The organism is Pseudoalteromonas nigrifaciens (assembly GCF_002221505.1).
GTDB lineage: Bacteria > Pseudomonadota > Gammaproteobacteria > Enterobacterales > Alteromonadaceae > Pseudoalteromonas > Pseudoalteromonas nigrifaciens.
The window spans coordinates 1471781-1496308 of sequence record NZ_CP011036.1; the positions used below are offsets into that span (position 1 = coordinate 1471781).

A 24528-nucleotide genomic window follows, 5' to 3' on the forward strand; every position below is an offset into this window, starting at 1 on the left:
AATGTCACTAGGTAAAGTGCAAGTTAATAATTTAAATTTGGGGCAGGGTGACATTAGTGCCATCGAACGCCACTTTTTATTTGTAGGCCGCGCAGGTGATGCAGCCGAAGAAAGCCAATTGTTTAGCATTGGCGCGCAAACCGACTTAAGCAAAACATTTGCCGATAGCCCACTGCGCGATCAGCTTATTGCAGCGCAAAAAAACGCAGGCCAAAACTGGACGGCAGCGGTTTACCCACTAGCCGAAGCCGAGAACATTATTGACGCAATTGACCGCGCCAACGAAGTACAAAGCTTTGAAATGGTTATTGTATGTAACGAGCAAAAAACCAGCGCCGAAATTACCACTATTCATGATCACCTAGAATCGTTAAAAGCCACATTAGGCCGTTTTGTATCTGCATTAATTGCAGTGCCAGGCATAGATGTTGCCACGCAAACATGGCCCGCTTATGAAGCCGCAACCGTGGCACTGCAAGCAGGTGTTGCCGCGCACTTAGTAGTACCTGTACCGCAATTACACGGCAATAACGTAGGCGTATTAGCGGGGCGATTATGTGATCGTAGCGTAAGCATTGCCGACAGCCCAATGCGCGTAGCCACTGGCAGCGTACTTGGCCTAGGCGCAGCACCGGTTGACAGCGAAAGCGAACCACTATCGCTAGCAACACTAGAAACCCTAGCCAATGCCCGCATGAGCGTGCCGCAATGGTACAGCGATTTTGAAGGCACCTACTGGAGCGATGCCCAAACGCTAGACGCAGAAGGCGGCGACTACCAATACCTAGAGCACCTACGCCCAGTGCATAAAGCCAGCCGCGAAGTGCGCGTATTAGCCATTCGCCGTGTAGCAAACCGCGCGCTTAACTCAACGCCAAACAGCATTGAGCTAAACAAAGCGTATTTTATGAAACCGCTACGCGCCATGAGCAAAAGCACCACTATTTTAGGTACCCAGTTCCCCGGTGAAATACAGCCGCCAATTGAAGGCGATATTTCAATTGTATGGACCACCAATAAAACCGTGGTTATTTACATGGTGCTACGCCCATACAACAGCCCTAAAGAAATTACCGTCAACATCATGCTTGATTTAAGCAGCAACTAGGAGAACTGATCATGCGTTTATCAGGAATGAATTTTAACGTGAATTTGGGCGACATTATGGTGCAAGTTGACACCGCATCATTAGCTATTACCGACAACAGTGCTGTAAGCCAAACAGGCGGCGTACCAGACGGCTTTGTAGATGGCGATGTAGCAGCCAGCGGCGAACTATCGGTTAACGCCAGTAACTTTGCACTCATATCAGATGCTGCAAAAAGCGCCGGTTCCTGGCGCGGCATGCAAACGTTCGACATTTTGTTTTATGCCAAAACCAGCAAAGACGAAATGAAAGTAGAAGCCTTTGGTTGCCGCATTAAACTCAGCGACATTTTAGACATAGACAAAAAAGGCGGCAGCGCCAGCTTGTTTAAAATACCGTTTGATGTAACCAGCCCCGACTTTGTAAATATCAACGGTGTGCCGTACCTGCGCAGCGAAGAAATTGAAAACATAGTGCAATAAAAAGGCAGTTAGTAAATGGATGATCTAGACCACCTAGTAATTGCACAGGAACGCGCTGAAAAACGTTTTGTTGATCAGCGCCTAAACGGACTTAAAAACAGCCGCGTTATTAGTGCAACGGACTGCATTGATTGCGGCGACCCAATACCAAAAGCGCGACAAAAAGCCATAAAAGGTGTGCAGCGCTGCGTACCGTGCCAATCGTTAAGCGAGTAGCAAAATGAACAATATTAAAGTGAATTACAATTTTATTTCAGAGCTAGAAGGCGGCGCGCAACTAAACGGCTATGTGCCCGATGCAGCCAATTCTAAATCTGGAGTAACCATTGCCACTGGCTTTGATATTGGGCAATGCGACGAAGCTGCATTGAAATACTTATTGCCCGAATTTATTGCTAATAAATTAAAGCGTTTTTGCTTATTAAAAGGCAACCAAGCATTAAAAGCATGTAAGCAAAACCCGCTTAACATTAACGAAAATGAAGCAACCATTATTGATTTATGCGTTAAGCAGCAATCAACCGATTACCTAGTTGCTACTTACAACAAGCATTCAGCCATTAAGTTTGAGCAACTGCCAGAACCTATGCAAACCGTTATTGCGTCGGTGGCATTTCAATATGGCAATTTAGCCAAGCGTTGCCCTAACTTTTGGCGCACGGCCATAACCCAAAACACGCAAGCCATGATTGACGAACTGGTTAACTTTGGCGACCGATACACAACGCGCCGCTGGCGTGAAGCTACTTATTTACAACAAGCGGAGTGCTGATCATGGGCTGGTTTTCAAAAGTATTTAATGGCAACCCAATAGAAGCCATTGGCAAAGCGGGCGATGCATTATTCACATCAGACGAAGAACGCCAGCAGCTAAGCAACGATTTAGCAGAGATTCAGCAAAAACCGCTGCTAATGCAAGCGCTAGCAAATACCCATGCAGCACAACACCGCTCAACTTTTGTAGCGGGTGCACGCCCTTTTTTACTCTGGGTGTGTGGTTTTGGCTTTTTGTTTACTTTTTTAATAAACCCTATTTTGCAATGGATTATGCCTGAAGCCGGAACGCCAGAACTGCCAACAGATGTAATGATGGAATTAACCCTCGCATTACTTGGCCTAGCAAGTTTAAGGACAGTAGAAAAAATTAAAGGAGTAGCCAAGTGAAAGAAGTAGCCGACTGGATAATGGTAGCCATTGCCTTTATTAGCCTAGTGCTAACCGTATTAGTGCCGCTGTTAGTGAGCCTATTTAACGCCCACAAAGCAACGGCCAAAGAGCTAAGCGACCACAAAACCCATGTGGCCGAAACGTACGCCACCAAACCCGATTTTGAAAAATTAACTGATCGTATGGAAAGCCGCATTAAAGACGGATTTGAAACACTCGAAAAACTATTCACCAAATCTAAGGAATAACCATGAAAAAGCACGTTGTACTAACACTTGGCGCAAACGACATCAACTTTGAAGTAACCACCGAAACTTATAACGGTTACCTAAACGACATTATGCCAAACAACAAAGTGGCTCCAGCGCATAACTTTGTAATGCGATCAGTAGTAGACGAAGACAAAGAAAAGCTACGTAAAGTACTCGACGATTCGCCAGGTGCAGCAATGCAAATTTGTGGCTTGCTACAGCAGGAGTTTGCCCCAGCAATTGAAATTAGCGTAAAAAAATAAATGCGCTGGTTGAAGCCATAGACAACAACCAGATCGAGCAATTGCTAACGTATCGGCGGAAAATACTCCCGCACGAAGACGACAGCGAACTAAACATTGCTCGTGCTGCATGGCTTTTAAAACGCCAGCGTGAAGACCTAGAAACACTCGTTGCCAATGCAGTGTGCAAAGCCTTTGGAGGCAAGTAAATGAGTTTACCGCAACAGCTAATGTTTACCGTTGGTATGATTGACCAAATTACTAAGCCTATTGCAAAAATAAGCAGTAGCCTTAATGGGTTAACCAACGACTACCAAGCTGGCACCATGAAAATGGCGTCGGGCGTTGCGGGTATTGCGGCCAGTGGTTATGCACTACAAAACGCACTCATGCCAGCCATAGAAATGGACCGCGCACTAGGCGAAGTAAGCTCGCTTGGTGTGCGCGAGTCTGCATTAAAACAACTTACCGACACCTCGTACCAATTTGCGCTTAAGTACGGCAAATCGTCTACCGAATTTGTTAAATCGAGTTACGACATACAAAGTGCCATTGCCGGGCTAAACGATGCCGACTTATCGGCATTTACGCTATCGAGCAACGTATTAGCTGCGGCCACTAAGTCAGACGCAGGCACTATTACCAATTACATGGGCACCATGTACGGTATTTTTAAAAACCAAGCCAACGAAATGGGCAAAGGCGAATGGGTAGAACAACTAACCGGCATGACCGCAACCGCAGTACAAGCGTTTAAAACCACAGGTACAGAAATGTCGGGCGCATTTACCGCCATTGGTGCACAAGCAACCAGTGCCGGTATAAGCATGAACGAACAAATGGCCATACTAGGCACATTGCAAGCAACCATGTCGGGCAGTGAAGCAGGCACAAAATACAAATCGTTTTTAGCTGGAGTAGGCAAAGCGCAAGACGCACTCAACCTAACCTTTACCGACAGCCAAGGCGCAATGCTGCCAATGGTCGACATACTAAACCAAATAAAAGGCAAGTACGGCGAAACCATAGACGTAGCAGAAGGCGACGCACTTAAAAAAGCATTTGGCTCAGCCGAAGCCGTAGCCACCATAAACTTATTAATGAACGACATTGATGGCCTAGGTAAATCAATAAACGACCTAGGTGATGTAACCGGCATGCAACAAGCCGAAAAAATGGCAATGAGTATGACCGACCAAAGCGAGCGACTAAGCCAAAGCTGGTATGTAATTCGCGCTGCATGGGGCAGCGCAATACTGCCCGTATTTAACGACTTTGTAGGCATGATTGCCGACATGGGCACCAGCGTTGTGTGGTTTACCGAAGCATTCCCTAATTTAACAAAATGGATAGGTTACGCCGCCGTTGGCGTGCTTGGCCTTGTAGCTGCAGGCGGATTATTTACGCTAATGATGGGCGCAGGAAAAATGGCCATAGTTGCATGGACAGTAGGCGCAATGGTGTGGGGCGGTATAACCACCGCACTAACCACAGGGCTAACATTTTTAAAAGGCGCAATGCTGGCACTTAACATTGTTATGTACGCCAATCCAATTTTATTAATTGTTGCAGGAATAGTTGCCGCTATTGCCGCCGTGGGTGCATTGATTTATTACTGGGACGACCTAAAAGCAACTATGGGCGAATGGGGGTGGATAAAAGCAATTGTAGGCGTGTTTACCTCGGTTTGGTCAACCATTAAAAATTTATTTACTGGCTACCTAAATTGGTGGATAGACAAAATAAACATGCTGCCCGGCGTAGACATAGAACTAATAAGCTCAGGCTCTAATGCCAGCACATCAAGCATCGACGCAATAGAGCCAATTAGAAGTAAAGCCGAAAAAGGCGGTATTACTCAGCAAATAAGTAACGCAAACCAACAAAAATCAACCAGCGTTGGCACTGTTAACGTGTACCCAGCCAAAGGCGAAACTAACTTTATGAACTTTGTGGAAATGCAGTCATGAGTATTTATAGCGACCTACATATTAAAAACGGCGATGTGGTGTTAGACGCAGGCAACAACCCAACGTATTTAAGCAACCGCGACGTAATAGCCCAAGACATAGTGCACGCAATTTTAGACACCGGCCTTGCAAACTTATTAGTAAGCGACCGAGGAACAGGCGTAACCCAAGACACCCAAACGCAAATAAAGCTACTGGTTGAAGACGACTTACGCATTATGCCTGGCACCGTGCAAGTTGAGCAAAACCAAGTTAACAAAGGCCAGTGGTGGGTAACTGCTAAAACCATCGAGTTTGGCGCTATTTCATCATTGATCATCGAGGCACAATAATGGCTGACCTAACCCCAATAATCGACTTTAAACGCATTGTAGAAAACGCAGGCATTCCCACTACTGAGGAAGGTTGGAAAACGCTATTTAAACAAGACGTAGACGCAAGCGGCAGTATTATTGCAAACGAGTCGCCATATTCACCATTTTGGCGACTTATTAGCGCCATTGTGGCAAAACCTGCAACATGGTTAGTAAACAAAGTATTAATTGAAAAAATACTGCCAAACCTGTTTTTACAAACAGCCACCGACAGCCAATTTATTGAAGCCAAAGCGTGGGAGCACGACCTAACCCGAAAAAGCGAAGAGCGCACACAAGGCAAAGTGCGTTTTAACCGCGCCGCCAATACAGGCCCCAGCTTATTAATTAGCGCCGGTACAGTAATACAAACCGATGCCATAAACGGCACGGTTTACCGTGTGCTAACCATTAACGACGTAATATTGCCTGAAAACCAAACCAGCGTATTAGTGCCAGTAATTGCCGAAAACGCAGGCGCAGCTTACAACCTAGGCGCAGGTTATTACCATATTTTACCCGAAGCGGTAACAGGCATTAGCAGCGCTATAAACGACGAACACTGGCTTGATGCACTCGGTGCCGACGCAGAAACAAACCAAGATTTAAAACTACGTACCCGCAACGCATTTACCGCCGCAGCGCCGTGGCACATTGACGCCGTTTACCGCGCTATTTTAACGCAGCGATCAGGCCTTGATACCGACAACATATTTTTTGAGCACGACGCCCCGCGTGGCCCGGGCACTGCAAACGCCTATATTTTATTAGACACAGGCACACCCAGCCAAAGCCTAATTGATGATTTAAACGACTATGTTATGGCAAAAGGCTTTCATGGCCATGGCGACGACTTACAAGTAATGGCCATGCCAGGCATTAATGTAAGCGTAGGCGTAACCATTTACCCACACGCCTACTTGCTCGAAACCCAAGTAACGGCATTGCTCGCCAATGTTGAAAACTTTATACGCAGCGCGTTTAGAGAAAACACCGACTACACAGTAACTAAAACGCAGCCCGCTAGCCGCTTTAGCTTTAGCCGCCTAAGCCAAGAGTTACACAAAGAGTTTGACGGTATCGACTCATTAAACTGGCACCAAACCGATATAACCAGCCAAAACAACGTGCCGCGCTTAACCGCGCTAACCATAGAAAACGGTAATGCGCTATGAACATAAACTGGCAAGCGCTTACCAAAATGCCGTATTGGCTAGCCCGCCCCAAAAGCGAGCTAGACAAACTACGCCAAGCAGCCGTTATTTATTGGCAACGCGTAGCCGACATACTGGCATGGCCTGCAAGGCAGCTAGACCCAATGACCGCCGAACTAGAGCTAGTAAACCTACTCGCATGGGAGCGCGACATTAGCCAAATACCCAACGAAACCGAGCTAATGTACCGCACCCGCGTTAAATACGCCCTGCAATTTGCCAAAGGAGCAGGCAGTAAAGAGGGGTGGTATTTTATGTTTGAAAAACTCGGTACGCCGTGGATCACCATTGACGAACGAGTAAGCGAAACCGATTGGGATGTAGTGAGTTTACAGCTTTTAGACTCAGATTTAGCCGAGCGAAACCAGCTTATAGATAACATCTGCAGACAGTACGGCCGAACAACACGGCGCTACCAATACGACACAATTGCCAGCATGCCACTTATTGCACCGCCAAACGACTTTGCATTAGACAGCCTAACCGGCTTTGCAAAGCTCAATGACGACATGAGCCCAAAGCTTGGATTGGCGTTAATGGATAACGAATCACATTTTATTATTGCAACAAATAAACAGCTTATTAGCTAAAACAAAAGAGGAATTAACATGGCTTCAGTAATTACAATTGCAGGTGAAAAGCTTTTTGCTGAAAAAGCGCAAGCTAATGAGCAACTAGACATAGACACGTTTATTTTTGCAAACGTACCCGCTCAAGACCCAGCAGCACCAATTAACCGCGATGAGCTTTTACCAAGCGATCATATAGTGCATCAACAAATAGTGCAGCAAGTAGGCCGCATTAACGAAAACGTAGTGGTTTACTCAACCGTGCTAGACAGCGTAACAGGCCCGTTCGAATTTAATTGGGTGGGGTTGTTTTCTTCAGTAAACCAAACATTAGTAGCTATTAACCACATACCAAGCACCGCCAAAACAATTACCGAACCAGGCGCGGCGGGTAACACCCTAAACCGTAACTTTGGTATTGAATATTCAGGTATAGCGGATTTAACGGGTATTAACGTAGCGCCAGAAACATGGCAACTAGACTTTACCGCGCGCCTAAGCGGCATGGACGAGCTAACCCAGCAATTAGCCAAAGATTTAAACGGTGTAGACTCATTTATTGATGATGGCTTTAAAGTAACACCGCGTAGTGCACTTAACTCATTTGAAATAAAGCCAGGCGTTGGTTACATAAATGGATTACGAGCTGAGCTTAAAGAAGTTACTTATTTAAATGTTAGTGAATACCCAAAATACGTTTATGGGGATGCTTATTTTGAAGGCGATGCAGCATCAACATGGGCGCCACGTGTCCAATGTTATACATCGGATGTTGAAATAGACGACTTTATTGATGAGCAAGGCAGAAAGCACTTCTTGGCCAAGCTGGCTATTATTCATGGTTATAATGAGGTTGAAGAGAAGCGTATAAAATTTAATTTAAGACAGGATAGCTCAGTAAGAGCTTTTGAAAAATTAGACGATGCAAAAAAAGACAGGTTATTAAAGTTAGATCAAGAATTTAAAGTAAATGAAAGGAATGCAGTTTATAAAGTTAGAAAAAAAAATGAAGAGGTTGTAGATAACACATTAGCAATACAGTTATACGAGAATGATTTTATAGGTAAACTCATGATGGATAAGGAAGTTACTGAAAAAAATTTAGGGATAGTTGCAGGGGATGTAGCTTATGATCTGTTCAATATAGACATTCTAGATAGTGTAAGAGATATACTCATAGAAAAGAACATAAAGTTTGTAATTGATAGCTCAGAAGATATAGCAATTAGAAGAGAGTTTAAGTTTGTCCGATCGTTAGATTTAAAACCATTAAGAATTAAAACAGCAGGAGGTGGGGGGTTCCTAAGAACAGGCATTGTTAAAGATGAAATAGAGGGTCAGAAAGTGCTTTCAGTTGGAGAGCAAAAAACCTTTGTTAAAGGAGTAAGGTTAGAGGGAGGTTTACCAGTTCGATTTAGCTCTTTAGTTGGCAGCGACGGCAAGCTGCCGAATAGAAGAGGAAGAAATACAACTTGTTTGTACTTAGGGAATATGTATGATTTTGAAATTGATGTTATTTTATCATATGGCGAAAATGCAATATATGGGAAAAGTATTTTTAATGGTAGTGGTAAAGTAAACATAGAGTGGTGCCATAAAGGATGGGCTTTAAAGCCTCTTTCTATAGGGTCCGCAGGTAGTGCATGTACAAGCTTAGATTTTAATACAAATTTTGATTTCACAATACACCCTTTTGACATTGAAAATGTTGTTTACTCTAAATTCAAAGGGTATTGCCAAGCTATAAGAATGCAGTATGAGCATTATGAAAGTGATGAAATAGCAATTATTTTTAGAGATGAAGGGTTAGGATCTGTGTCATTTGAGTATGGCATAGAGGCAGTAGAGGCAATGTATAGATATAATTCAATTGTGCCTTCGTATATAGATATGAAGTTGCGCATCGAGTTAGGAAACAGCAAGGAAAATCACTTTGAAATAGATGCCAGCAGAGTTTCAAACGTACCATTTTTAGATCAAGCATATTTCTCAACTATACCACCCGGTGTTTTGGCATTCAAGAACACGCAATTTAGCGGCTCTACGGTAAGACAATCAACAAATGAAACTCCTGTATTCCATAAGCCAAATAAAGAGACGAGAATAAGCTTAGATGGTGGGTATATTGAAAGTGGGGAATATTTTAAAATGAAATCAAATAATTCAATATGGGAAAATGTATCATCTACAGGTGCTAGGTTTGAAAATGGTTTCTTATATCCCGATGGTAACGAAACTAATTTTAATGTAAACAATGGTATAAATTTAATAGATTTAGGTGAAATTGAAATAGATAGTAATGGTGAGGTAGAAATAAATGCCCCGAGTGGTTTTGGTAGAATTTTATTTGTTAATATACATGTAGTTAGAAGTACAAATGAATCAATCAATGGCTTGACTATAATGGAAAGAAAATCATTTTCATGGAAATATAAAACAGGGTTAGGGAATGGTTTTTTTGTAAACGCGTCAATACTTTGTTTGAAGAGTTAGTCATGCTAACACTTAACTCATTATCAATTACCCTTAAGTCACTTCGTATTACGGCAAGCCAAGAGCTTGCCAGTGAAGACGCTAGCGGCCAGTCGTCTAGCACCGACCAAGCCGAAACGGGCATTAAAGCTAAAACATTGGCTGTGAGTGGTTTTTTAACATTCACTCAAGCTGAGCACTTAGCACAATTATTTGATATGGCCGAAGCCACCGAAAGTGGTGCACGGGTTATTTTTCGCATAAGTAATCATACGGCCAGTGCACTGGGGGTTAAACAAGTACGCTTTAGCAGCAAAATTGAAGCTGTAGAGCAGCAAACTACCCGCCAATGGTCTGTTAGTTTTACCCTTAGCGAATGCCGTTCTGTGCCTGAAAAAGTGGAAGAGCGAACACCCCCAGCCGAAGCAAACCAGCAGGGCGGTAAAAGCAATGTGCAATATGCAAATATTGGTGATCATCTACAAAAAAACTTTGAATCGTTGAGAACCGTGTAATGGCTACCGCAAACGCTCGTTTTATTGCCCGCGCTTATATCAACGATTCAAAAGTTGATATGAAAGACCACTGGATAGTGCTGCAAGCATCAACGCCAGGTAACTGCCAAATAACAGTTAACCAAAACGTTGCTAAGTTAGCACCGGTTGCGGTTGATCTTGGTTGGGGCAATATGGTCGACCGCGTATTTAACGGCTATGTTGAACGTGTAATGCCAGCCGTAAACGGCTGGTATACGCTATTTTGCCGTGAGTGGTCGGCATCACTCGCTTATAATTTAACAGTAATGCTGCGCCATCCAACCATGCGCCAAGTGCTTGACGAAATCACAGCACAAACGGGCGTTGAATTTGTAATACCCGATAAAACTTACGCCAATACATCAATACCTTGCTTTTACTCTGATAGCTCAGGCTATGCCATGCTAAACAACATCGGCCGTGCATTTCGCATTGCCGATTTTGTATGGTATCAACAAGGCAACGGTAAAGTTTATGTGGGCAGCTATGTCGATTCGTTTTGGTCCGATAAACCCGTATCAATAGCTAACGAACTCATGACCGATCATCAAGCAGGTAAAACCGCAAAAATGGCAGCAGCCCCAATGATACGCCCAAACGTTATAGCCAACGGCGAGCGTATAACCGCTGTTGAGTTTCAAGGCACAAACATGAAGATAAGTTGGTAACGATGGAAAAAGCAATATTAAGAATTGTGCGCCGGTTGTTTCCAGAACTAACGGGCCAATTACATTTACCGCGCTGGGGCAGAGTGGTTGCATTGCCCGAACTACCTTTAGAGGATGGCGAACGCGGTAGCGATGCATTTTACCCACGCTATGCCGCAAACGTTCAACTCATTGACGAAAACGGCACAGACACCAAATCAAAACCACTTCAAGCCGTGCCGTTACCATTGCCAGGCGCGGGCGATAAAGCAGGCCGACTAGAACCGCCGGCTATTAATTCAATTGTAGAAATTGGCTTTGCCTATGGCCGAGCCGATAAACCATTCATTAGAACAGTTCTACCCTTTGGTTGGGACCTACCCGCAATCAAAGAAGGTGAAACCCGCACTCAAGTACGCGAAGGTGTATACCAACACATAGATGAGCACGGCAACTTTGAAAACAAAACCGACGAGTCATTAAAAGACATCATCGGTAAATTAGCCGACCTACAATGTGAAAGCCGCAAAGTAATAGCAACCAAAGAGCAAGAGCATAAAAGCCCTAAAACATGGATAGGCAGCGACAGCGAAAACGTACTCAAACTACTATCAGAGTTAATGGCCACAGTAAAAGATATAGCAACAGAATGCGCAACACATAAACACAGCCCAACAATGGCACCACCAACAACAGCTGCAGTGTTTACAAGTAAAGCAGATGAAGCAAGCGCCCAAAAATCTAGGCTCGACCCAATAACAAAGTAACACACAAGCCCCACAATCAAACCCAGCCAAGCGCTGGGTTTTTTATTGCCTGCCACTCACTGCAGCTAAGATAACAACGCCAATACAAGCAAGGTAAGTTTAAGCCACATAAACCAGCTCCACACAGAATGTAAGTGACGGAATCCGCACTCTTCCTCACCCTCCTGCGCGCTCTTTATCGTTATTTTTTTACAGTTTTAAAGTACTTCATTTCAAACGCCAGCCAGCGCCCTGTATAAGGTTCTTAGCGGATCAAGGATCTGAAAAGATCGTGATTAATTTCACTGTTTTACAGTTTAAGCCCCTGTAATTTATAAGAAATAAAACAAAATAGAATTGCTAAACAATAACTTAGCTCGTTTACGTGACGTTTTAAAGATCAAAGGAGTTTTCACGGATTATTAAAAAGCATTACAAAACAGTAGTTTAAGTGAAAGCAAAACTGAAATTAAAAAAAGTGTAATTTTTTCGAAAAAACCCTATTGCGCGATCTGAAAAGCAGGTTAGCTTAGATGTAAGTCACAAAATAGGTATTTTAAATATAATGGAAAAGCTAGATCGAATCGCAAAACTAAACACAGAAATGTTGGCTGTATTAACCCTATTAATCAGAGACGAAAATTACACAGAACTGAAGCACCAACTATTGGACTCAGCACTGCAAAGGCTTTTAAATAATAGCGAGTCTATAAATCAGGAGTTGTTGAATTGAAAAAGGGCTTAATGCCCTTTTTTATTTTAGAAAACGAAAGCAGTGTGTATAAAAGTGTGTATAAATTAGTTGAAGGTAAAGTAATAGGTTTTTAAAAACAAGGTTTTACATGGGAATTATCATAATCGTGCCAGTATATTGTAGGTTGATTTTGCTCTTGATATGCCATGCGTAAAACCTTGAGTAGTTAACTTTAAAGCGCCAAAAATAGCGCCAAGTTACTAAAATTATGAATTATTTAGATTATGGCATATGGGCGGGGGAGTTTATAGTTTTGGGTGAAAAATGATGTGCTTGCTTTTTAAGCATAAGTGAAGCAAAAAGTAAGTAGAGGGGCTACGACAACTAGATAAATTATATGAGAGTAAATTAATGAATCATCACTAGACTAAAGTCTATAGGTTAGTTTAATTCACCTATCGAATTTATTTTAATCGTTTGTCGATTTTGTGTTAATTCTCTAAAGTTCAGTTGTCGGCAACAAGCACGACTTAACTAATAGGACTATGACCATGAAATTAACACTTATCAAAACTATCGCTCTTAGCTCACTACTTACATGTTCAGCTGCTGCAATGGCTGAGCAAAGTGATTACAAATTAATGGTTATTGAAACCGCAACTGCACCACAGCAGTTGGAGCAATCGTTTAACAGCTGTGCGCTTAACGTTAAGTCAAAAAATTACGCTGAAGCTGAAGCCGTGTGTACACAAGCAATTGCACTATTAAATAATGCACAAGGCTCTAAATTTAAACTACGCCAGCTTACATCGTACGCGTTAAGTAACCGTGGTGTTGCACGTTTAAAAGCAAATAACGAGACTGCTGCAATCGCTGATTTATACGAGGCAGTGCAGCTTAATAAAAACGCACTTGTATCTCATAATTTAACGCGCGCTAAACAAGAGCTATCTTTATAAGAAGCATTAAATAGCAAAGATTAAAAAGGGCGATGCCTTTCTAAAGTATTCTTATTAATTGTGAATAACAAAAAATGCCGCTCATTTTACTGAGCGGCATTTTTGTATCACTAATTTATGTGGTTGCTAGCTTAGCCTGCAACGGGTGTACTGCCTGTTGGAATGTCTTTCATGCTTTTAATTAGCATGTAAATACAGGTGGTGGCTAAGCAGCCGCCTAAATAAAGTAAAATACCATCGCTTGCATCAGAGAAGTTAGCTGCAAGCATTGGGCCTAGCACAGAGCCTAGGCTGTAGCTTAAAAGCATGATTTCGGTTGCTGATACAATTTTAGCCATAGGCAAAGAGTCGCAGGCGAGCGTAATGGCAATAGGGTAAAGTGCAAAACTTGCTGCCCCTAACACTAAATAGCTAACAACTAAGCCGCTAAAGCTGGTTGTTTGCAATATACCTAACACGCTTGCTGCACCTAAAAAGCAAAACATTGCCATGAGTAAGTTTTTACCCATACGAGTAGATAAGTAACTTACAAGTGGCTGTACTAACATGCCGCCAAGAATAATAATTGCCATTAACAAACCTGTATATTGAGCTTGCTCGCTTTGTGCTGCGATATATACAGGCATTAATCCGTAAATTGGCCCCAGTAATAGCCCCGACGCTAAGCAACCTAATATTGCTGGGCGGCTAAGGGTTTTAATTTCTTTTAATGGCAGTTTTTGTAGTTCTTGGCTATCTGGTTGGCCTGATGTAATTAATAACGGTGCTAAAATTGCTAGCAATAATAAACCAACTACAAATAAGTAGGGCACAGCACCTACCGTGCCTAGCGGTGCTATAGCAAGTTGGCCTACTGCGCTGCCGCCATAAAGCGAGGTCATGTAAAGGCCTAAACGTTTAGCACGAGCTTTAGGCGTGTTGGTCATTAATAACCACGATTCAACCACCACAAATACACCTGCAACGGCCATACCGGCAACAAAACGCGCCATTAACCAAACCCCAGCTTTAGGCATAACTAGCTGAGCAAGAACACTTAAAATTAATAAACTAAGAAATAAAATAAAAGCAAACCTGTGGCCTATTTTTACCACTATGCGTTCAATGCATGTAGCGCCAATAAGTAAGCCAAAATAAAATACACTCGCTAGCCATGGGGCAAGATCTACATCGAGTTTAAATGCCGATAGCGATAGCGGGATCAGGCTCATTAAAAAGCCAGAAGCTATAGCAAAAAAAGACAAACCGATAACAGGTGCTAACGGGTTATTTGACTTGCTAGTAGCAACGAATTCTATCATTAGAATTATCCGATTTTAAGGTCATAAATAAACGCTGTTTACCGACTATGTTTTAGGGCGATTATTTAATGTTGGTTGATTTTGCGGCGAATGTAGGACTCTTTTGAAAGGAAGTAAAGTGATTTTTTATTAATCAATGAAAATAAATTTTTAACTGCACAATTACGTAAAATAAGCGCACAATTGCGACGTGTTTGTGTTTTAAACGTATTAAAATTGTATGGTTTTTGTTATTTTATTTGCTTGGTTTAATGCGATAAGAGCAATAAATTTAAGCTATTGAGCAAACCATTAGTAAATGTTTTTAAGTTATAAACAGTTGCGGCACAACAAATAAAAGTAACAGCCTTTAAAACGATTACTTTTATGTGTTGTAAACGAGCGGTTTTAATTTATGCAGCTGAGTTAAAACTAAACGTTTGATTACTGCATTAGCAGCGCTAATTGATGATACAAACCAATACCTATTAAAACATTAAACGGAAAGGTAATACCTAAAGAGCACAGCATAGCAAGGCCAATATTCGCTTCTGGAATAGCGGCTTTTATGGCTGCAGGCGCTGCAATGTATGAGGCACTGGCAACTAGGCTCCCTAAAACTACAATTGAACCCATTTCCAGGTGTAAAAGTGTACCGACTGCTACGCCAAGCGTGCCCAAAAATAAAGGGGTAATAATAGCAAATAAAGCTAACTTCCAATGATGCCAAGGCACAGGGCGCAAAGTTTGCGCTGCGGTTAAACCCATTTCAAGTAAAAATAATGCCAGTACAACCTTAAAGCCGTTAGTTAATAAGCTGGTAACTTGGCTACCTTGTTGCGTGCCATACATTATGCCAATAATTACACCGCCAACGAGTAAAATAACGCTTTTATTGGTTAGCGCTTCGTGCCAAACCGCTTTTAAAGACAGCTTTTTAGCTGGCGCACTTTCTTTATTAAATTTTCTATATATTAGCAGGCCAACAATAATGGCCGGCAGCTCTAGCATCACTAAATACAAAGTTACTTCAGCGCCTACAACCAAACTAGACGACTCTGCGTAGGCAAGCGCAACAGCAAATGTACCCGCACTAACAGAGCCATAATGCGCCGCAATACTGGCACTATTAGCATGAGAAAGTGTAATAACGTACTTTAAAATAGGGTACAGCATTAAAGGAATAAGCCCCCCAAGCAGCATAATGGCCCCCATTTCAGGGAGTAGCTGCCAATTTAAATTACCGTGTAAAACCATACCGCCTTTTAAACCAATAGTAAGCATTAGCAGTAAGCTTAGGGTTTCGTAAGTGGCTTTGGGTATAGCAAGATCAGAGTGTATAAGTCCGGCGATTAAACCTAATATAAAAAACATAACAACAATATCGGGCACGGTGTTTCCTAGCTATAAAATTAAGTGGCGCTATTGTAGAGAAAACTTTGTATAGTAAATAATAAAATGAACAGTGGTTATGTATAGATAACTATCTATGAGGTGGGTATGGATTTAAGGCATATATCGTTTAGATTACTAGAAGTGTTTATGAGTGTAGTAAAAACCCGCTCGTTAAGTGAAACAGCAAGGCAGCTTTATTTAACGCAACCTACTGTTTCACTTCAAATAAAGCGCTTACAAGAAGAAATAGGAGAGCCACTAATAACTATGCAACAGCAAAAGTTACAGGTAACCGAGGCTGGCCTTGAGCTATTTAGAACCTGCAAGCAGGTGTTTGCTCATTTTGAAGATTACCAAGATTTTTTAGCCGAATTACGTGGAGGCGAGCGAGGGCGGTGTAAAATTGCCATGGTAAATACGGCGCAATATATTTTGCCTAAATTACTCGGCCCATATAGTAATTTGCATCCGCATGTAGAGTTACCGCTGGAAATAGGCAATCGCGAAGAGGTATTAGCTCGCTTTGAGCGTGGAGAAGACGATATTTACGTTTTTAGCCACCCACCATCGTTAGAGCAAGCCCAAGCAGCTCGGTTTTTACATAATCCATTAGAATTTATAGTGCCTAATAATCATCCTCTATTGAATAAAAAAAACGTAACGTTGGCGGACTTAATGCCATATCGATTTTTACTGCGTGAAAATGGTTCTGCCACACGTATGCTATTTGAAAGTGAGCTACAAAGTAGGGGCTTAGTACTTAGCGACGGCGTTAAAATGGCGAGTAACGAAGCCATACGGGTTGCAGTGTCGTCGGGTATGGGAATTAGCTTGCTGTCGCATCATGTTTTACCAAAAGGTGATAATAGCTATACAAAACTGCATGTGATCGACACCGATATAGCCAGCCAATGGTACTTTGTAATGCGTACCGACAGACACATTTCGCACGCAGCGCGCAGCTTTTTAAAGTTTGCCCAAGCTAATTTAGAGCATTACCTCGATACAAAATGGGTGCGTAATGAACTCCATAGATTACATTTAGAACCTAAAACTTAAATTAAATAAGCAGTCGTTATGTTGCAATATAACTACTTATAATAGTTATATTGCTATCAATACATGGTTATAAAAAGACCCATAATACTTAGCTCTAACTATTTATTATTTTGGTTTTATTTTAAATAAAGCTAAGTAAGGTTTAAGTTTAGATTTTGTTAGGGCTTTTTTACTTAGTTGGAACTAAAATTGCTGCATAGCTTGTAACGCAGCAATGGGTTTGAGCTAATGACAACAATAACGTTTAAAAATCAATACAGTAACTATAACTCCTCTAGTGTAACTAAAGCGGCAAGCCCAAGCGAAGTTGCGGCAATCAATCCCCCCATTGATGAAAAAGCAGGTGATGTTAAAGGCATAAACTCAGCCCCTAAAGAGCAATCATTTTTAGAAAAAGCTCAAGAAGCGCTTGTTTATCAGCGTTTAGGTGTAAATAAAGACAAAATAGACGAGCTAAAAGCGGCAATAGAGGAGCTGACTAAAGAGTTACAAGCGCAAGGCGCTGATCTTGATGTAATTGCAGATAAAATTAACGAACTTGAAAAAATGCTTGAGCAAGAATACCAACAAGGGCGCGATCGAATGGATATGAAACCTCAGCATGAGCCGGGTAAAATAATTTCTGCACTTGTTTAATTTACATAATATTGAATAGTTTGCATTGTTATTGTGCTTACTTTTGCTAAGGTAAAAACTTATAACAAAAATAAACAAGGATTACTAATGAAAACCCTGCAGCAGCAACTAGGTAACTACGGGCTTTATCACCGCTCAAAACGCAATGTACTCACCCACCTGTTAGGTATTCCGCTCATTGTATTTGCCGTATTGTGTTTATTGGCGCGCATTCAGATCCCGTTGGGAGGCCTTGTTATAGATGGCGGACAACTTATTGTATTTGTATCAGTTGTGTATTATTTAATGTTGAGTGTGTCGTTGGGTCTTATTATGGCTGTGCTATTAACTATATTACTTGTGGGCGCGCAACCTATTGCAGCTATGGCATTTACTCCTTGGTTAACGATTAGTATAGGACTGTTTGTATTTGGTTGGATTTTACAGTTTGCTGGCCACTATTTTGAAGGTAAAAAACCCGCGTTTATAGATGATATATCGGGGCTTATTATTGGCCCTTTGTATGTAACTGCAGAGCTATTATTTATGTTGGGCTGTTATAAAAAGCTAGAGCAGCAAGTAACCGACATTGCTGGCCCGACCAAGCCATAAACACAATAACTAACGTGCTGTAACTAAAGCATAAAAATACGGTAACAAAGTATGAATTATAATAATAAAACAGTGTGGATCACCGGTGCGTCATCGGGCATAGGTAAGGAGCTGGCAATACAGTTTGCAGAGCTAGGTGCTAGCGTTATTTTATCGGCGCGTAATGTTGAAAAACTGACAGCGCTTAAGGCTGAACTAAAAGGAGAAGGGCATTTAATATTGCCACTCGATTTAGCAAAGCCCGAAGAAGTATTAAGTAAAGTTACCGCGGCAATAAATGAGTTGCCCGCAATCGATATTTTAATTAATAACGGTGGCATATCGCAGCGTAGCTTATTTTTAGAAAACGACTTTAAAGTGTACCGCCAATTAATGGAGGTTAACTATTTTGGTTTAGTGGCATTAACTAAAGCGGTACTGCCCTCTATGGTTGCAAGAAAAAGTGGCTCGGTTGTGGCTATAAGTAGTGTGGCAGGAAAGGTAGGCTCTAAACTAAGAACCGGTTACTCAGGCACTAAATTTGCTGTGGTGGGGTTTATGGATTGCCTGCGCGCAGAAGTAAAAGAGCATAACATTCATTGTTTAACAATTTGCCCAGGTTTTATAAAAACCGCGATTGCGCACAACTCATTAAACCCGCAAGGTGTTGCACAAAATAAATCTGAGCAAGCTATAGAAAATGGCATGGATGTTAAAGTAGCCGCATCAAAAATGATTAACGCTATTAATAGCAAAAAAGATGAAGTGATTGTTGGCCAAGGCTTAAGTGGTTGGGCTCCTACCATTAAACGCTTTTTTCCGCGTTTATTTAACCGTTTAACAGCTAAAGTTAACTTTAAATAATACCAAAATTCAAGAAAGCTATAGTTGAGTATAAAAATGATAATAAAGTATATATGGCTCGGATTATTTTTTAGCGTGCTGATCTGGTCGGGCATAAACCCAAAAGATCAATTTACTTGGTTTTTAGAAGTGCTACCAGCCATTATTGGTGTGGTAATTATGCTTGGTACCTATAAACAATTTAAGTTAACCCCTATTTTATATTGGTTTATTCTAGCGCATTGTATTGTGTTGATGGTAGGCGGCCATTACACCTATGCTGAAGTACCGCTATTCGATAATTTATTTGGCAGTGAGCGCAATAACTACGACAAAGTAGGGCACTTTTTTCAGGGCTTTGTACCTGCATTACTAGCACGCGAAATTTTACTGCGTAAAAATGTAGTTAATGGCTAAGGGTGGCTCATTACGTTTATTATTTCGATATGCTTAGCCTTTAGTGCTTTTTATGAGCTACTAGAGTGGTGGGTGGCATTGTTGAGCGGCGAAAATGCCGAAGCATTTTTAGGCACTCAGGGTTATATTTGGGATACCCAATCAGATATGGGATTAGCACTATTAGGTGCTATTTGCTCGCTATTAGTGCTTTCTAAAGTACACGACAAGCAGCTAAAAAGCGTTAAAGATTATGGATGAGTTATTATGCTTAGGCTTTATAGCGCTTGTTAATAGATCTTTCGTGACATATAGAAAAACCGGTCTTCTTCTTTGTCTATTACGAAGCCATTTCTCGTATACAGATGATACGCAGGGCTAATTTTAAAAACTCGTAGTCTAAGTAAATTAACACCAGCTTTAATCGCTAATCGTTCGCACTCTGCTAGAGCAGCTGCCCCAATTCCCTTATTTTGAAATTTCTCACTAACCTGTATATCTCGGATATAACATCCTTCATTATCAAAGGCTAAACGAATTGCGCCAACGAGCGAAGTATTATAAAGAATATCCCAATTTTCTAAGTCTACAATTTGCTCTTGTATATTAGATTGTTCCCAGCAAACCGAATAATATTCATAGTATGAACGCATATTTTTATATGTAATATCTACCGATGCATAAAGATCGACTGTTGCTTGATATGAAATCACTGCAAATCTCCCTGCTTTAATTACTTATATGGATAATGAGTCCCACTTTTTGAGTTATCACACCCCAAAATAGCGTGTATTATATTGTTCAATAATTTCACTTAAAAACGTCTATGTAAACAATTGTTTATGCGGGGTATAAAATAAGTTTTACTGTTATGCCTAAAACAACTTTTAATAAGGTTATAGGGCAAAATATAAATACGGTTTTAATGCGCAGTAGTTGTCGCTTAATAATTTATTTGGTTTTATTGAGTGGGATTTATTTAGTAGTTAAGTTTTTAAGTGGTTTTTTTGGGGTGGGGAGGCTGATTAATACTTATTTGCTGCTTTTACTTGAAAGTAATCAGAAAATACCACAGCGGTATAAAAAGAAAGTTTAAATTTATGAGTTATTTTACTAAACGCTGCCCGGTGTTTTTAATGCAAAGAGCCGCGTTTAACTATATGCATTTACTTAGCTTTTTTAGCCTCAAGAGTTTCTATTTCACTCCAAATTTTTTCGGCCTCGGCGCTTAACATAGCGTAGCTTTTAATATCGCCTTTACGCTGTGCCTGCATGCCTTGCTCTAATTTTGCGTCGTACTCTTTGCGTAGTTTTTTGCTTGGATCTGATTTAAATATCGAAAACATGCTTACTCTCTTAATTACTTTTAATGTATTTGCTTGATTGAGTATACATACGATGCCGCGTGGAAAATCGATTATTAAAGTATAAATTAGTCCTGCAGCTAAATATTGAATAATTACTCTAACAGGGTTGAAATCACAAATATTGAGCGTACACTTGTGCGCTGAAAGTTTGGGCGCACACGTGTAAGCCTAAAGTGTTTTGAATCGCAATAGAGAATTAAGTGCTTATGATCACGCAAATATTAGATCAATTTTCAAAATGGTTTTTACACCATCAAAGTTTTGCCAGTTATATAGAGCCAATTATGCAGGTGTTTAAACCCGCATGGCGCGCTGGGCAATATAGAGCGCAAGTAGTTGACGCAGTTAGCCTTAATGGGAGTTTTTTAAGTGTGCAACTTAAGCCAAGTAAACAATGGCCTAAGCATACTGCTGGGCAGCATATAAGTTTAACCCTTGAAATTAACGGGCGATTATTAACGCGTGTTTTTACTGTTGCTTCAAGCGCTCAGCAATTTAAAAACACAGGCTTAGTGCGTTTACTAATCAAAACGAATGCACAAGGGCGCTTTACAGGCTTACTAAATAACACCTTAAAAGCGGGTTTGTGGTGCAGTATTTCTGCGCCAAACGGCGACTTTGTATTTAAAAGCACACATACACCGGCCACTTTTATTGCTGGTGGGTCGGGCATTACTCCCATGCTGGCTATGCTTGATGATTACCTAAGCCAAACAACGCAAAAGGTGTTGTTAGTGTATTACGCAAAAGTAACTGAGCATCAATGTGTTGATGAGTTGGGTGAACTGGCTGCACGGTTTGCGCATTTTTCGTTTTTATTATTAACGCGCGAGCAATCAAGCGATATAACCTGCAATATTAAACCATGGGAAAACCCCGATATTTATTGCTGTGGCCCTGCAGCCTTTATGCAAACGGTGAGTGACTTTGCTATAAAGCATGATTTAAATTACTACCAAGAGGCATTTGGTTTAGCGTTGCCGCGCTTAAAAGACGACAGCCAATTTAATGTAAAAATTAACAGTGGCGCGCATGTGGTGTTGGGCAACGATGTTTTGCTGACTCAGTTTGAAGAAAAAAAGCTACCCGTTAAACGCGGTTGCGGCATTGGTATTTGCCATCAGTGCCAATGTATTAAAAAGTCAGGCGTGGTACGCAATTTAAAAACCGGTGAATTAAGTGATAGCGGCGAGCAGTTAATTCAACTTTGCGTAAGCCAAGCGGTAAGTGATTTGGAGCTACAATTATGAAAACCATTAACTTTGAGCAATTAGAAAAAGAATTAAATGCCATAAAAATGGATACCCTTGGCAAAGTAGGCCAGCAAGATGCTGATTATATTCGCGCTGTTGTACGTAAACAGCGAGTATGCGAATGGAGCGGGCGTATTTTACTTATGCTTGGTTTTATTGTGCCATTACTGTGGGTTGTGGGTGTGCTGTTACTCGCCCTTGCTAAAATTTTAGATAATATGGAAATTGGCCACAATGTAATGCATGGCCAGTACGATTGGATGAACGACAAGCAACTTAATTCACAAAACTATGAATGGGACATAGCCTGCGATGGACAAAGTTGGCACCGAGTGCATAACTTTGAGCACCACACATACACCAATATTATAGGTAAAGACCGCGATTTTGGTTATGGCTTATTAAGGTTAAGTGACGATTTTAAATGGCGTTTAAAAAACACGTGGCAATTTATAACCTATTTAAATTTAAGTGTGTTGTTTCAATGGGGAGTGTCGTATCACGAACTGGCAGGCGAGCGCGTGTTTATAGGTAAAAAGAAGCCACACCGCGATGGTGCCGTATTGCATAGCACCTTAAAACAGCGCTTTTTTAGTAAAGGCGCGCGCCAATTAATTAAAGATTATGTGATATTTCCGTTACTTGCTGGGCCATTATTTTTGTGGGTATTAGCGGGTAACTTAGTAGCAAATTTAATTCGTAACTTATGGACGTCGACCATAATATTTTGTGGTCACTTTACTGAGCAAACCCATACTTTTAAAGAACAAGACTGTGTAAACGAAAGCCAAGGGCAGTGGTATTACCGCCAAGTATTGGGCTCGTCAAATATTAAAGGGCCGCGTTGGTTTCATGTATTAACCGGGCATTTGAGTTTTCAAATTGAGCATCACTTGTTTCCAGATATGCCTTCGTCGCGTTATCAAGAAGTGGCACCGCAAGTACAAGCAGTATTGCAAAAACAAGGCATTGCCTACAATACTGGTGGGTTTTTTAGTCAATATGCCTCGGTGTTAAAGCGTATATTTCGGTATTCTTTTAAATAATGATTAATAAAGTAGCTGTAACGGTAATGCCTGCATTAAATAATCGGTTAGCGTAAAGGCGTTAGCTGATTATTGCATTAAAGTGTTGAAAATGGCTTTTTTGATTAAATAACCATCACTACATGCAAAAAATTCTTCTAATTAATTAAAAAACAGGCTGTTTTGCTATGGTTAAGTAGTAGTTGGTTGTCATACAATGGAGAAAAATAGACCACACAAGAGAGATTAAAATGGCCGCATTTGGTACTGTGTTTATGCCGCAGATGATTCAAGCTCGTTTTTCTGATAATAAATGGAGCGAAAGCTCAATTGTCCCTTCTGATAAGCTTGAACTGCATCCTGGCGCTCACGTTTTACATTATTCAAGCACATGTTTTGAAGGCTTAAAAGCCTTTCGCCATGAAGATGGCTCAGTCTATATTTTTAGAATGGATGCAAACATTGCGCGCATGCAGCAGAGTTCTGAATTGCTTAGTTTACCAAGTGTTGATGGCGAGATGCTAAAAACCATGATTATTGATATTGTGCGCCAATATGCAGATGAAACGCCTTTACCACCGGGCTCTATGTATATTCGCCCAACGCATATTGGTACTGAGGCCGCAATTGGTAAAGCCGCTGCGCCTTCAATGAGCTCATTGCTATATACCTTGTTATCGCCAGTAGGAGATTACTTTAGTGGCGGTGCAACGGCACTGCGCGTATTACTTGAAGAAGATGGTATGCGCTGTGCGCCGCACATGGGCATGATAAAAAGTGGTGGCAACTACGCCAGTGCACTAGGACCAATTTCAGCAGCACGTACTAAGCATCAGGCAGATCAAATTTTATTTTGTCCAGGTGGCGACGTACAAGAAACCGGTGCAGCTAACTTTATTTTAATTGATGGCAACGAAATTATTACTAAAGCGCTCGATAGCACGTTTTTACATGGCGTTACCCGTAATAGTATTTTAACCATAGCTAAAGACTTAGGTATGACGGTAAGCGAGCGTGACTTTAGCGTTACTGAGCTTTTAGAGCGCGCAGCTAAACCGGGCACTGAAGCAGCACTTTCGGGTACTGCGGCAGTATTAACACCAGTGGGCACGTTTATTCATAATGATAAAGAATACCAAGTTGGTAACGGCGAAGCTGGCCCAACTACGGCACGCCTGCGCCAAGCATTGAACGATATTCAATGGGGTAAAACTGCAGATACACACGGTTGGTTAACTAAAATTTAGTTTTTAATTTAACCCACTAAAAAGCCACCTAATTAACTTTAATTAGGTGGCTTTTGTATTTTTGCTAT

At 41.3% G+C, this 24528-nt stretch carries 28 protein-coding genes and 1 pseudogene; 25 read left to right on the forward strand and 4 right to left on the reverse strand.

Features of this window, described 5'->3' with window-relative positions; genetic code table 11:
* Window position 1 precedes the first annotated feature (1 nt).
* From PNIG_RS07210 to PNIG_RS07285, 17 genes are all read left to right on the forward strand, one after another.
* Complete coding sequence (locus tag PNIG_RS07210; protein ID WP_089368141.1) at window positions 2–1108, forward strand: DUF2586 domain-containing protein; 1107 nt, start codon at window positions 2–4, stop codon at window positions 1106–1108.
* A gap of 11 nt (window positions 1109–1119) precedes the next feature.
* A complete protein-coding gene (locus PNIG_RS07215; protein WP_089368142.1) occupies window positions 1120–1569 on the forward strand; it encodes a phage protein in 450 nt (149 codons plus the stop codon).
* A gap of 15 nt (window positions 1570–1584) precedes the next feature.
* On the forward strand, window positions 1585–1785 hold the full coding sequence (locus tag PNIG_RS07220; RefSeq protein WP_089368143.1) for a TraR/DksA C4-type zinc finger protein: 201 nt from the start codon (window positions 1585–1587) through the stop codon (window positions 1783–1785).
* Between the two features lie 4 nt (window positions 1786–1789).
* On the forward strand, window positions 1790–2341 hold the full coding sequence (locus PNIG_RS07225) for a pesticin C-terminus-like muramidase (protein ID WP_089368144.1): 552 nt from the start codon (window positions 1790–1792) through the stop codon (window positions 2339–2341).
* A 2-nt stretch (window positions 2342–2343) separates the two neighbouring features.
* A complete protein-coding gene (locus PNIG_RS07230) occupies window positions 2344–2733 on the forward strand; it encodes a 3TM-type holin (RefSeq protein ID WP_089368145.1) in 390 nt (129 codons plus the stop codon).
* Complete coding sequence (locus tag PNIG_RS07235; RefSeq protein ID WP_089368146.1) at window positions 2730–2984, forward strand: hypothetical protein; 255 nt, start codon at window positions 2730–2732, stop codon at window positions 2982–2984. The genes PNIG_RS07230 and PNIG_RS07235 overlap by 4 nt, the downstream gene beginning before the upstream one ends.
* 2 nt (window positions 2985–2986) lie before the next feature.
* Complete coding sequence (locus PNIG_RS07240; protein WP_089368147.1) at window positions 2987–3250, forward strand: putative phage tail assembly chaperone; 264 nt, start codon at window positions 2987–2989, stop codon at window positions 3248–3250.
* Window positions 3251–3291: 41 nt separating this feature from the next.
* The gene (locus PNIG_RS20025) at window positions 3292–3438 is read left to right on the forward strand and encodes a DUF6890 family protein (protein ID WP_167376931.1); all 147 of its coding nucleotides are present in this window, start codon (window positions 3292–3294) and stop codon (window positions 3436–3438) included.
* Complete coding sequence (locus PNIG_RS07245; protein WP_089368148.1) at window positions 3439–5199, forward strand: phage tail tape measure protein; 1761 nt, start codon at window positions 3439–3441, stop codon at window positions 5197–5199. It abuts the gene before it with no gap.
* Complete coding sequence (locus PNIG_RS07250; RefSeq protein WP_089368149.1) at window positions 5196–5531, forward strand: DUF2590 family protein; 336 nt, start codon at window positions 5196–5198, stop codon at window positions 5529–5531. Before PNIG_RS07245 ends, PNIG_RS07250 begins: the two co-directional genes overlap by 4 nt.
* On the forward strand, window positions 5531–6727 hold the full coding sequence (locus tag PNIG_RS07255; protein WP_089368150.1) for a baseplate J/gp47 family protein: 1197 nt from the start codon (window positions 5531–5533) through the stop codon (window positions 6725–6727). The genes PNIG_RS07250 and PNIG_RS07255 overlap by 1 nt, the downstream gene beginning before the upstream one ends.
* On the forward strand, window positions 6724–7356 hold the full coding sequence (locus PNIG_RS07260) for a hypothetical protein (RefSeq protein WP_089368151.1): 633 nt from the start codon (window positions 6724–6726) through the stop codon (window positions 7354–7356). The genes PNIG_RS07255 and PNIG_RS07260 overlap by 4 nt, the downstream gene beginning before the upstream one ends.
* A gap of 18 nt (window positions 7357–7374) precedes the next feature.
* The gene (locus PNIG_RS07265; protein ID WP_089368152.1) at window positions 7375–9828 is read left to right on the forward strand and encodes a phage tail-collar fiber domain-containing protein; all 2454 of its coding nucleotides are present in this window, start codon (window positions 7375–7377) and stop codon (window positions 9826–9828) included.
* Between the two features lie 2 nt (window positions 9829–9830).
* Window positions 9831–10322: a baseplate complex protein gene (locus PNIG_RS07270; protein ID WP_089368949.1), complete on the forward strand. Its 492-nt coding sequence runs from the start codon at window positions 9831–9833 to the stop codon at window positions 10320–10322.
* Complete coding sequence (locus tag PNIG_RS07275) at window positions 10322–11011, forward strand: hypothetical protein (protein ID WP_089368153.1); 690 nt, start codon at window positions 10322–10324, stop codon at window positions 11009–11011. Before PNIG_RS07270 ends, PNIG_RS07275 begins: the two co-directional genes overlap by 1 nt.
* Window positions 11012–11013: 2 nt before the next feature.
* Complete coding sequence (locus PNIG_RS07280) at window positions 11014–11757, forward strand: hypothetical protein (protein WP_089368154.1); 744 nt, start codon at window positions 11014–11016, stop codon at window positions 11755–11757.
* 1224 nt (window positions 11758–12981) lie between these two features.
* The gene (locus PNIG_RS07285; protein WP_011327941.1) at window positions 12982–13389 is read left to right on the forward strand and encodes a hypothetical protein; all 408 of its coding nucleotides are present in this window, start codon (window positions 12982–12984) and stop codon (window positions 13387–13389) included.
* Window positions 13390–13520: 131 nt separating this feature from the next.
* Here PNIG_RS07285 and PNIG_RS07290 read toward each other — a convergent pair whose 3' ends face one another.
* Both PNIG_RS07290 and PNIG_RS07295 read right to left on the reverse strand, forming a co-directional pair.
* Window positions 13521–14690 (reverse strand): MFS transporter, encoded by a 1170-nt coding sequence (locus PNIG_RS07290; protein WP_089368155.1) that lies wholly within the window; start codon window positions 14688–14690, stop codon window positions 13521–13523.
* Between the two features lie 423 nt (window positions 14691–15113).
* Complete coding sequence (locus PNIG_RS07295) at window positions 15114–16061, reverse strand: sodium-dependent bicarbonate transport family permease (RefSeq protein WP_011327943.1); 948 nt, start codon at window positions 16059–16061, stop codon at window positions 15114–15116.
* 108 nt (window positions 16062–16169) lie between these two features.
* Here PNIG_RS07295 and PNIG_RS07300 point away from each other — a divergent pair, with 108 nt between their 5' ends.
* The 5 genes and pseudogenes from PNIG_RS07300 to PNIG_RS07320 all read left to right on the forward strand — a co-directional run bounded on the left by PNIG_RS07300 (window position 16170) and on the right by PNIG_RS07320 (window position 19829).
* Window positions 16170–17123, forward strand: a complete 954-nt coding sequence (locus tag PNIG_RS07300; RefSeq protein ID WP_089368156.1) for a LysR substrate-binding domain-containing protein — start codon at window positions 16170–16172, stop codon at window positions 17121–17123.
* A 228-nt stretch (window positions 17124–17351) separates the two neighbouring features.
* On the forward strand, window positions 17352–17759 hold the full coding sequence (locus PNIG_RS07305) for a hypothetical protein (protein WP_089368157.1): 408 nt from the start codon (window positions 17352–17354) through the stop codon (window positions 17757–17759).
* 87 nt (window positions 17760–17846) lie between these two features.
* On the forward strand, window positions 17847–18350 hold the full coding sequence (locus PNIG_RS07310; RefSeq protein WP_089368158.1) for an Mpo1 family 2-hydroxy fatty acid dioxygenase: 504 nt from the start codon (window positions 17847–17849) through the stop codon (window positions 18348–18350).
* A gap of 51 nt (window positions 18351–18401) precedes the next feature.
* Entirely contained in the window at window positions 18402–19193 is a 792-nt protein-coding gene (locus PNIG_RS07315) for an SDR family oxidoreductase (protein ID WP_089368159.1), read from the forward strand.
* Between the two features lie 42 nt (window positions 19194–19235).
* Window positions 19236–19829 (forward strand): annotated as a pseudogene (locus tag PNIG_RS07320) (DUF2238 domain-containing protein).
* A 29-nt stretch (window positions 19830–19858) separates the two neighbouring features.
* Here PNIG_RS07320 and PNIG_RS07325 read toward each other — a convergent pair.
* Window positions 19859–20281, reverse strand: coding sequence for a GNAT family N-acetyltransferase (locus tag PNIG_RS07325; RefSeq protein WP_172459231.1), 423 nt, complete (start codon window positions 20279–20281; stop codon window positions 19859–19861).
* A gap of 453 nt (window positions 20282–20734) precedes the next feature.
* Window positions 20735–20914, reverse strand: a complete 180-nt coding sequence (locus tag PNIG_RS07335; protein ID WP_041454400.1) for a DUF6435 family protein — start codon at window positions 20912–20914, stop codon at window positions 20735–20737.
* Between the two features lie 227 nt (window positions 20915–21141).
* Between PNIG_RS07335 and PNIG_RS07340 the strand changes: the two genes are divergently transcribed.
* From PNIG_RS07340 to PNIG_RS07350, 3 genes are all read left to right on the forward strand, one after another.
* A complete protein-coding gene (locus tag PNIG_RS07340) occupies window positions 21142–22185 on the forward strand; it encodes a flavin reductase family protein (RefSeq protein WP_089368160.1) in 1044 nt (347 codons plus the stop codon).
* Window positions 22182–23234: a fatty acid desaturase family protein gene (locus PNIG_RS07345; protein ID WP_058373214.1), complete on the forward strand. Its 1053-nt coding sequence runs from the start codon at window positions 22182–22184 to the stop codon at window positions 23232–23234. The genes PNIG_RS07340 and PNIG_RS07345 overlap by 4 nt, the downstream gene beginning before the upstream one ends.
* Before the next feature lie 224 nt (window positions 23235–23458).
* Window positions 23459–24460, forward strand: a complete 1002-nt coding sequence (locus PNIG_RS07350; RefSeq protein ID WP_255319053.1) for a branched-chain amino acid aminotransferase — start codon at window positions 23459–23461, stop codon at window positions 24458–24460.
* The last annotated feature ends 68 nt before the right edge of the window (window positions 24461–24528 follow it).

Excerpts from the sequence above, each read along its gene's own strand:
- PNIG_RS07210 (WP_089368141.1), top strand. The coding sequence starts at position 2 with ATGTCACTAGGTAAAGTGCAAGTTAATAATTTAAATTTGGGGCAGGGT.
- PNIG_RS07215 (WP_089368142.1), top strand. The coding sequence starts at position 1,120 with ATGCGTTTATCAGGAATGAATTTTAACGTGAATTTGGGCGACATTATG.
- PNIG_RS07220 (WP_089368143.1), top strand. The coding sequence starts at position 1,585 with ATGGATGATCTAGACCACCTAGTAATTGCACAGGAACGCGCTGAAAAA.
- PNIG_RS07225 (WP_089368144.1), top strand. The coding sequence starts at position 1,790 with ATGAACAATATTAAAGTGAATTACAATTTTATTTCAGAGCTAGAAGGC.
- PNIG_RS07230 (WP_089368145.1), top strand. The coding sequence starts at position 2,344 with ATGGGCTGGTTTTCAAAAGTATTTAATGGCAACCCAATAGAAGCCATT.
- PNIG_RS07240 (WP_089368147.1), top strand. The coding sequence starts at position 2,987 with ATGAAAAAGCACGTTGTACTAACACTTGGCGCAAACGACATCAACTTT.
- PNIG_RS07245 (WP_089368148.1), top strand. The coding sequence starts at position 3,439 with ATGAGTTTACCGCAACAGCTAATGTTTACCGTTGGTATGATTGACCAA.
- PNIG_RS07250 (WP_089368149.1), top strand. The coding sequence starts at position 5,196 with ATGAGTATTTATAGCGACCTACATATTAAAAACGGCGATGTGGTGTTA.
- PNIG_RS07255 (WP_089368150.1), top strand. The coding sequence starts at position 5,531 with ATGGCTGACCTAACCCCAATAATCGACTTTAAACGCATTGTAGAAAAC.
- PNIG_RS07260 (WP_089368151.1), top strand. The coding sequence starts at position 6,724 with ATGAACATAAACTGGCAAGCGCTTACCAAAATGCCGTATTGGCTAGCC.
- PNIG_RS07265 (WP_089368152.1), top strand. The coding sequence starts at position 7,375 with ATGGCTTCAGTAATTACAATTGCAGGTGAAAAGCTTTTTGCTGAAAAA.
- PNIG_RS07270 (WP_089368949.1), top strand. The coding sequence starts at position 9,831 with ATGCTAACACTTAACTCATTATCAATTACCCTTAAGTCACTTCGTATT.
- PNIG_RS07275 (WP_089368153.1), top strand. The coding sequence starts at position 10,322 with ATGGCTACCGCAAACGCTCGTTTTATTGCCCGCGCTTATATCAACGAT.
- PNIG_RS07280 (WP_089368154.1), top strand. The coding sequence starts at position 11,014 with ATGGAAAAAGCAATATTAAGAATTGTGCGCCGGTTGTTTCCAGAACTA.
- PNIG_RS07285 (WP_011327941.1), top strand. The coding sequence starts at position 12,982 with ATGAAATTAACACTTATCAAAACTATCGCTCTTAGCTCACTACTTACA.
- PNIG_RS07290 (WP_089368155.1), bottom strand. The coding sequence starts at position 14,690 with ATGATAGAATTCGTTGCTACTAGCAAGTCAAATAACCCGTTAGCACCT.
- PNIG_RS07300 (WP_089368156.1), top strand. The coding sequence starts at position 16,170 with ATGGATTTAAGGCATATATCGTTTAGATTACTAGAAGTGTTTATGAGT.
- PNIG_RS07305 (WP_089368157.1), top strand. The coding sequence starts at position 17,352 with ATGACAACAATAACGTTTAAAAATCAATACAGTAACTATAACTCCTCT.
- PNIG_RS07310 (WP_089368158.1), top strand. The coding sequence starts at position 17,847 with ATGAAAACCCTGCAGCAGCAACTAGGTAACTACGGGCTTTATCACCGC.
- PNIG_RS07315 (WP_089368159.1), top strand. The coding sequence starts at position 18,402 with ATGAATTATAATAATAAAACAGTGTGGATCACCGGTGCGTCATCGGGC.
- PNIG_RS07335 (WP_041454400.1), bottom strand. The coding sequence starts at position 20,914 with ATGTTTTCGATATTTAAATCAGATCCAAGCAAAAAACTACGCAAAGAG.
- PNIG_RS07340 (WP_089368160.1), top strand. The coding sequence starts at position 21,142 with ATGATCACGCAAATATTAGATCAATTTTCAAAATGGTTTTTACACCAT.
- PNIG_RS07345 (WP_058373214.1), top strand. The coding sequence starts at position 22,182 with ATGAAAACCATTAACTTTGAGCAATTAGAAAAAGAATTAAATGCCATA.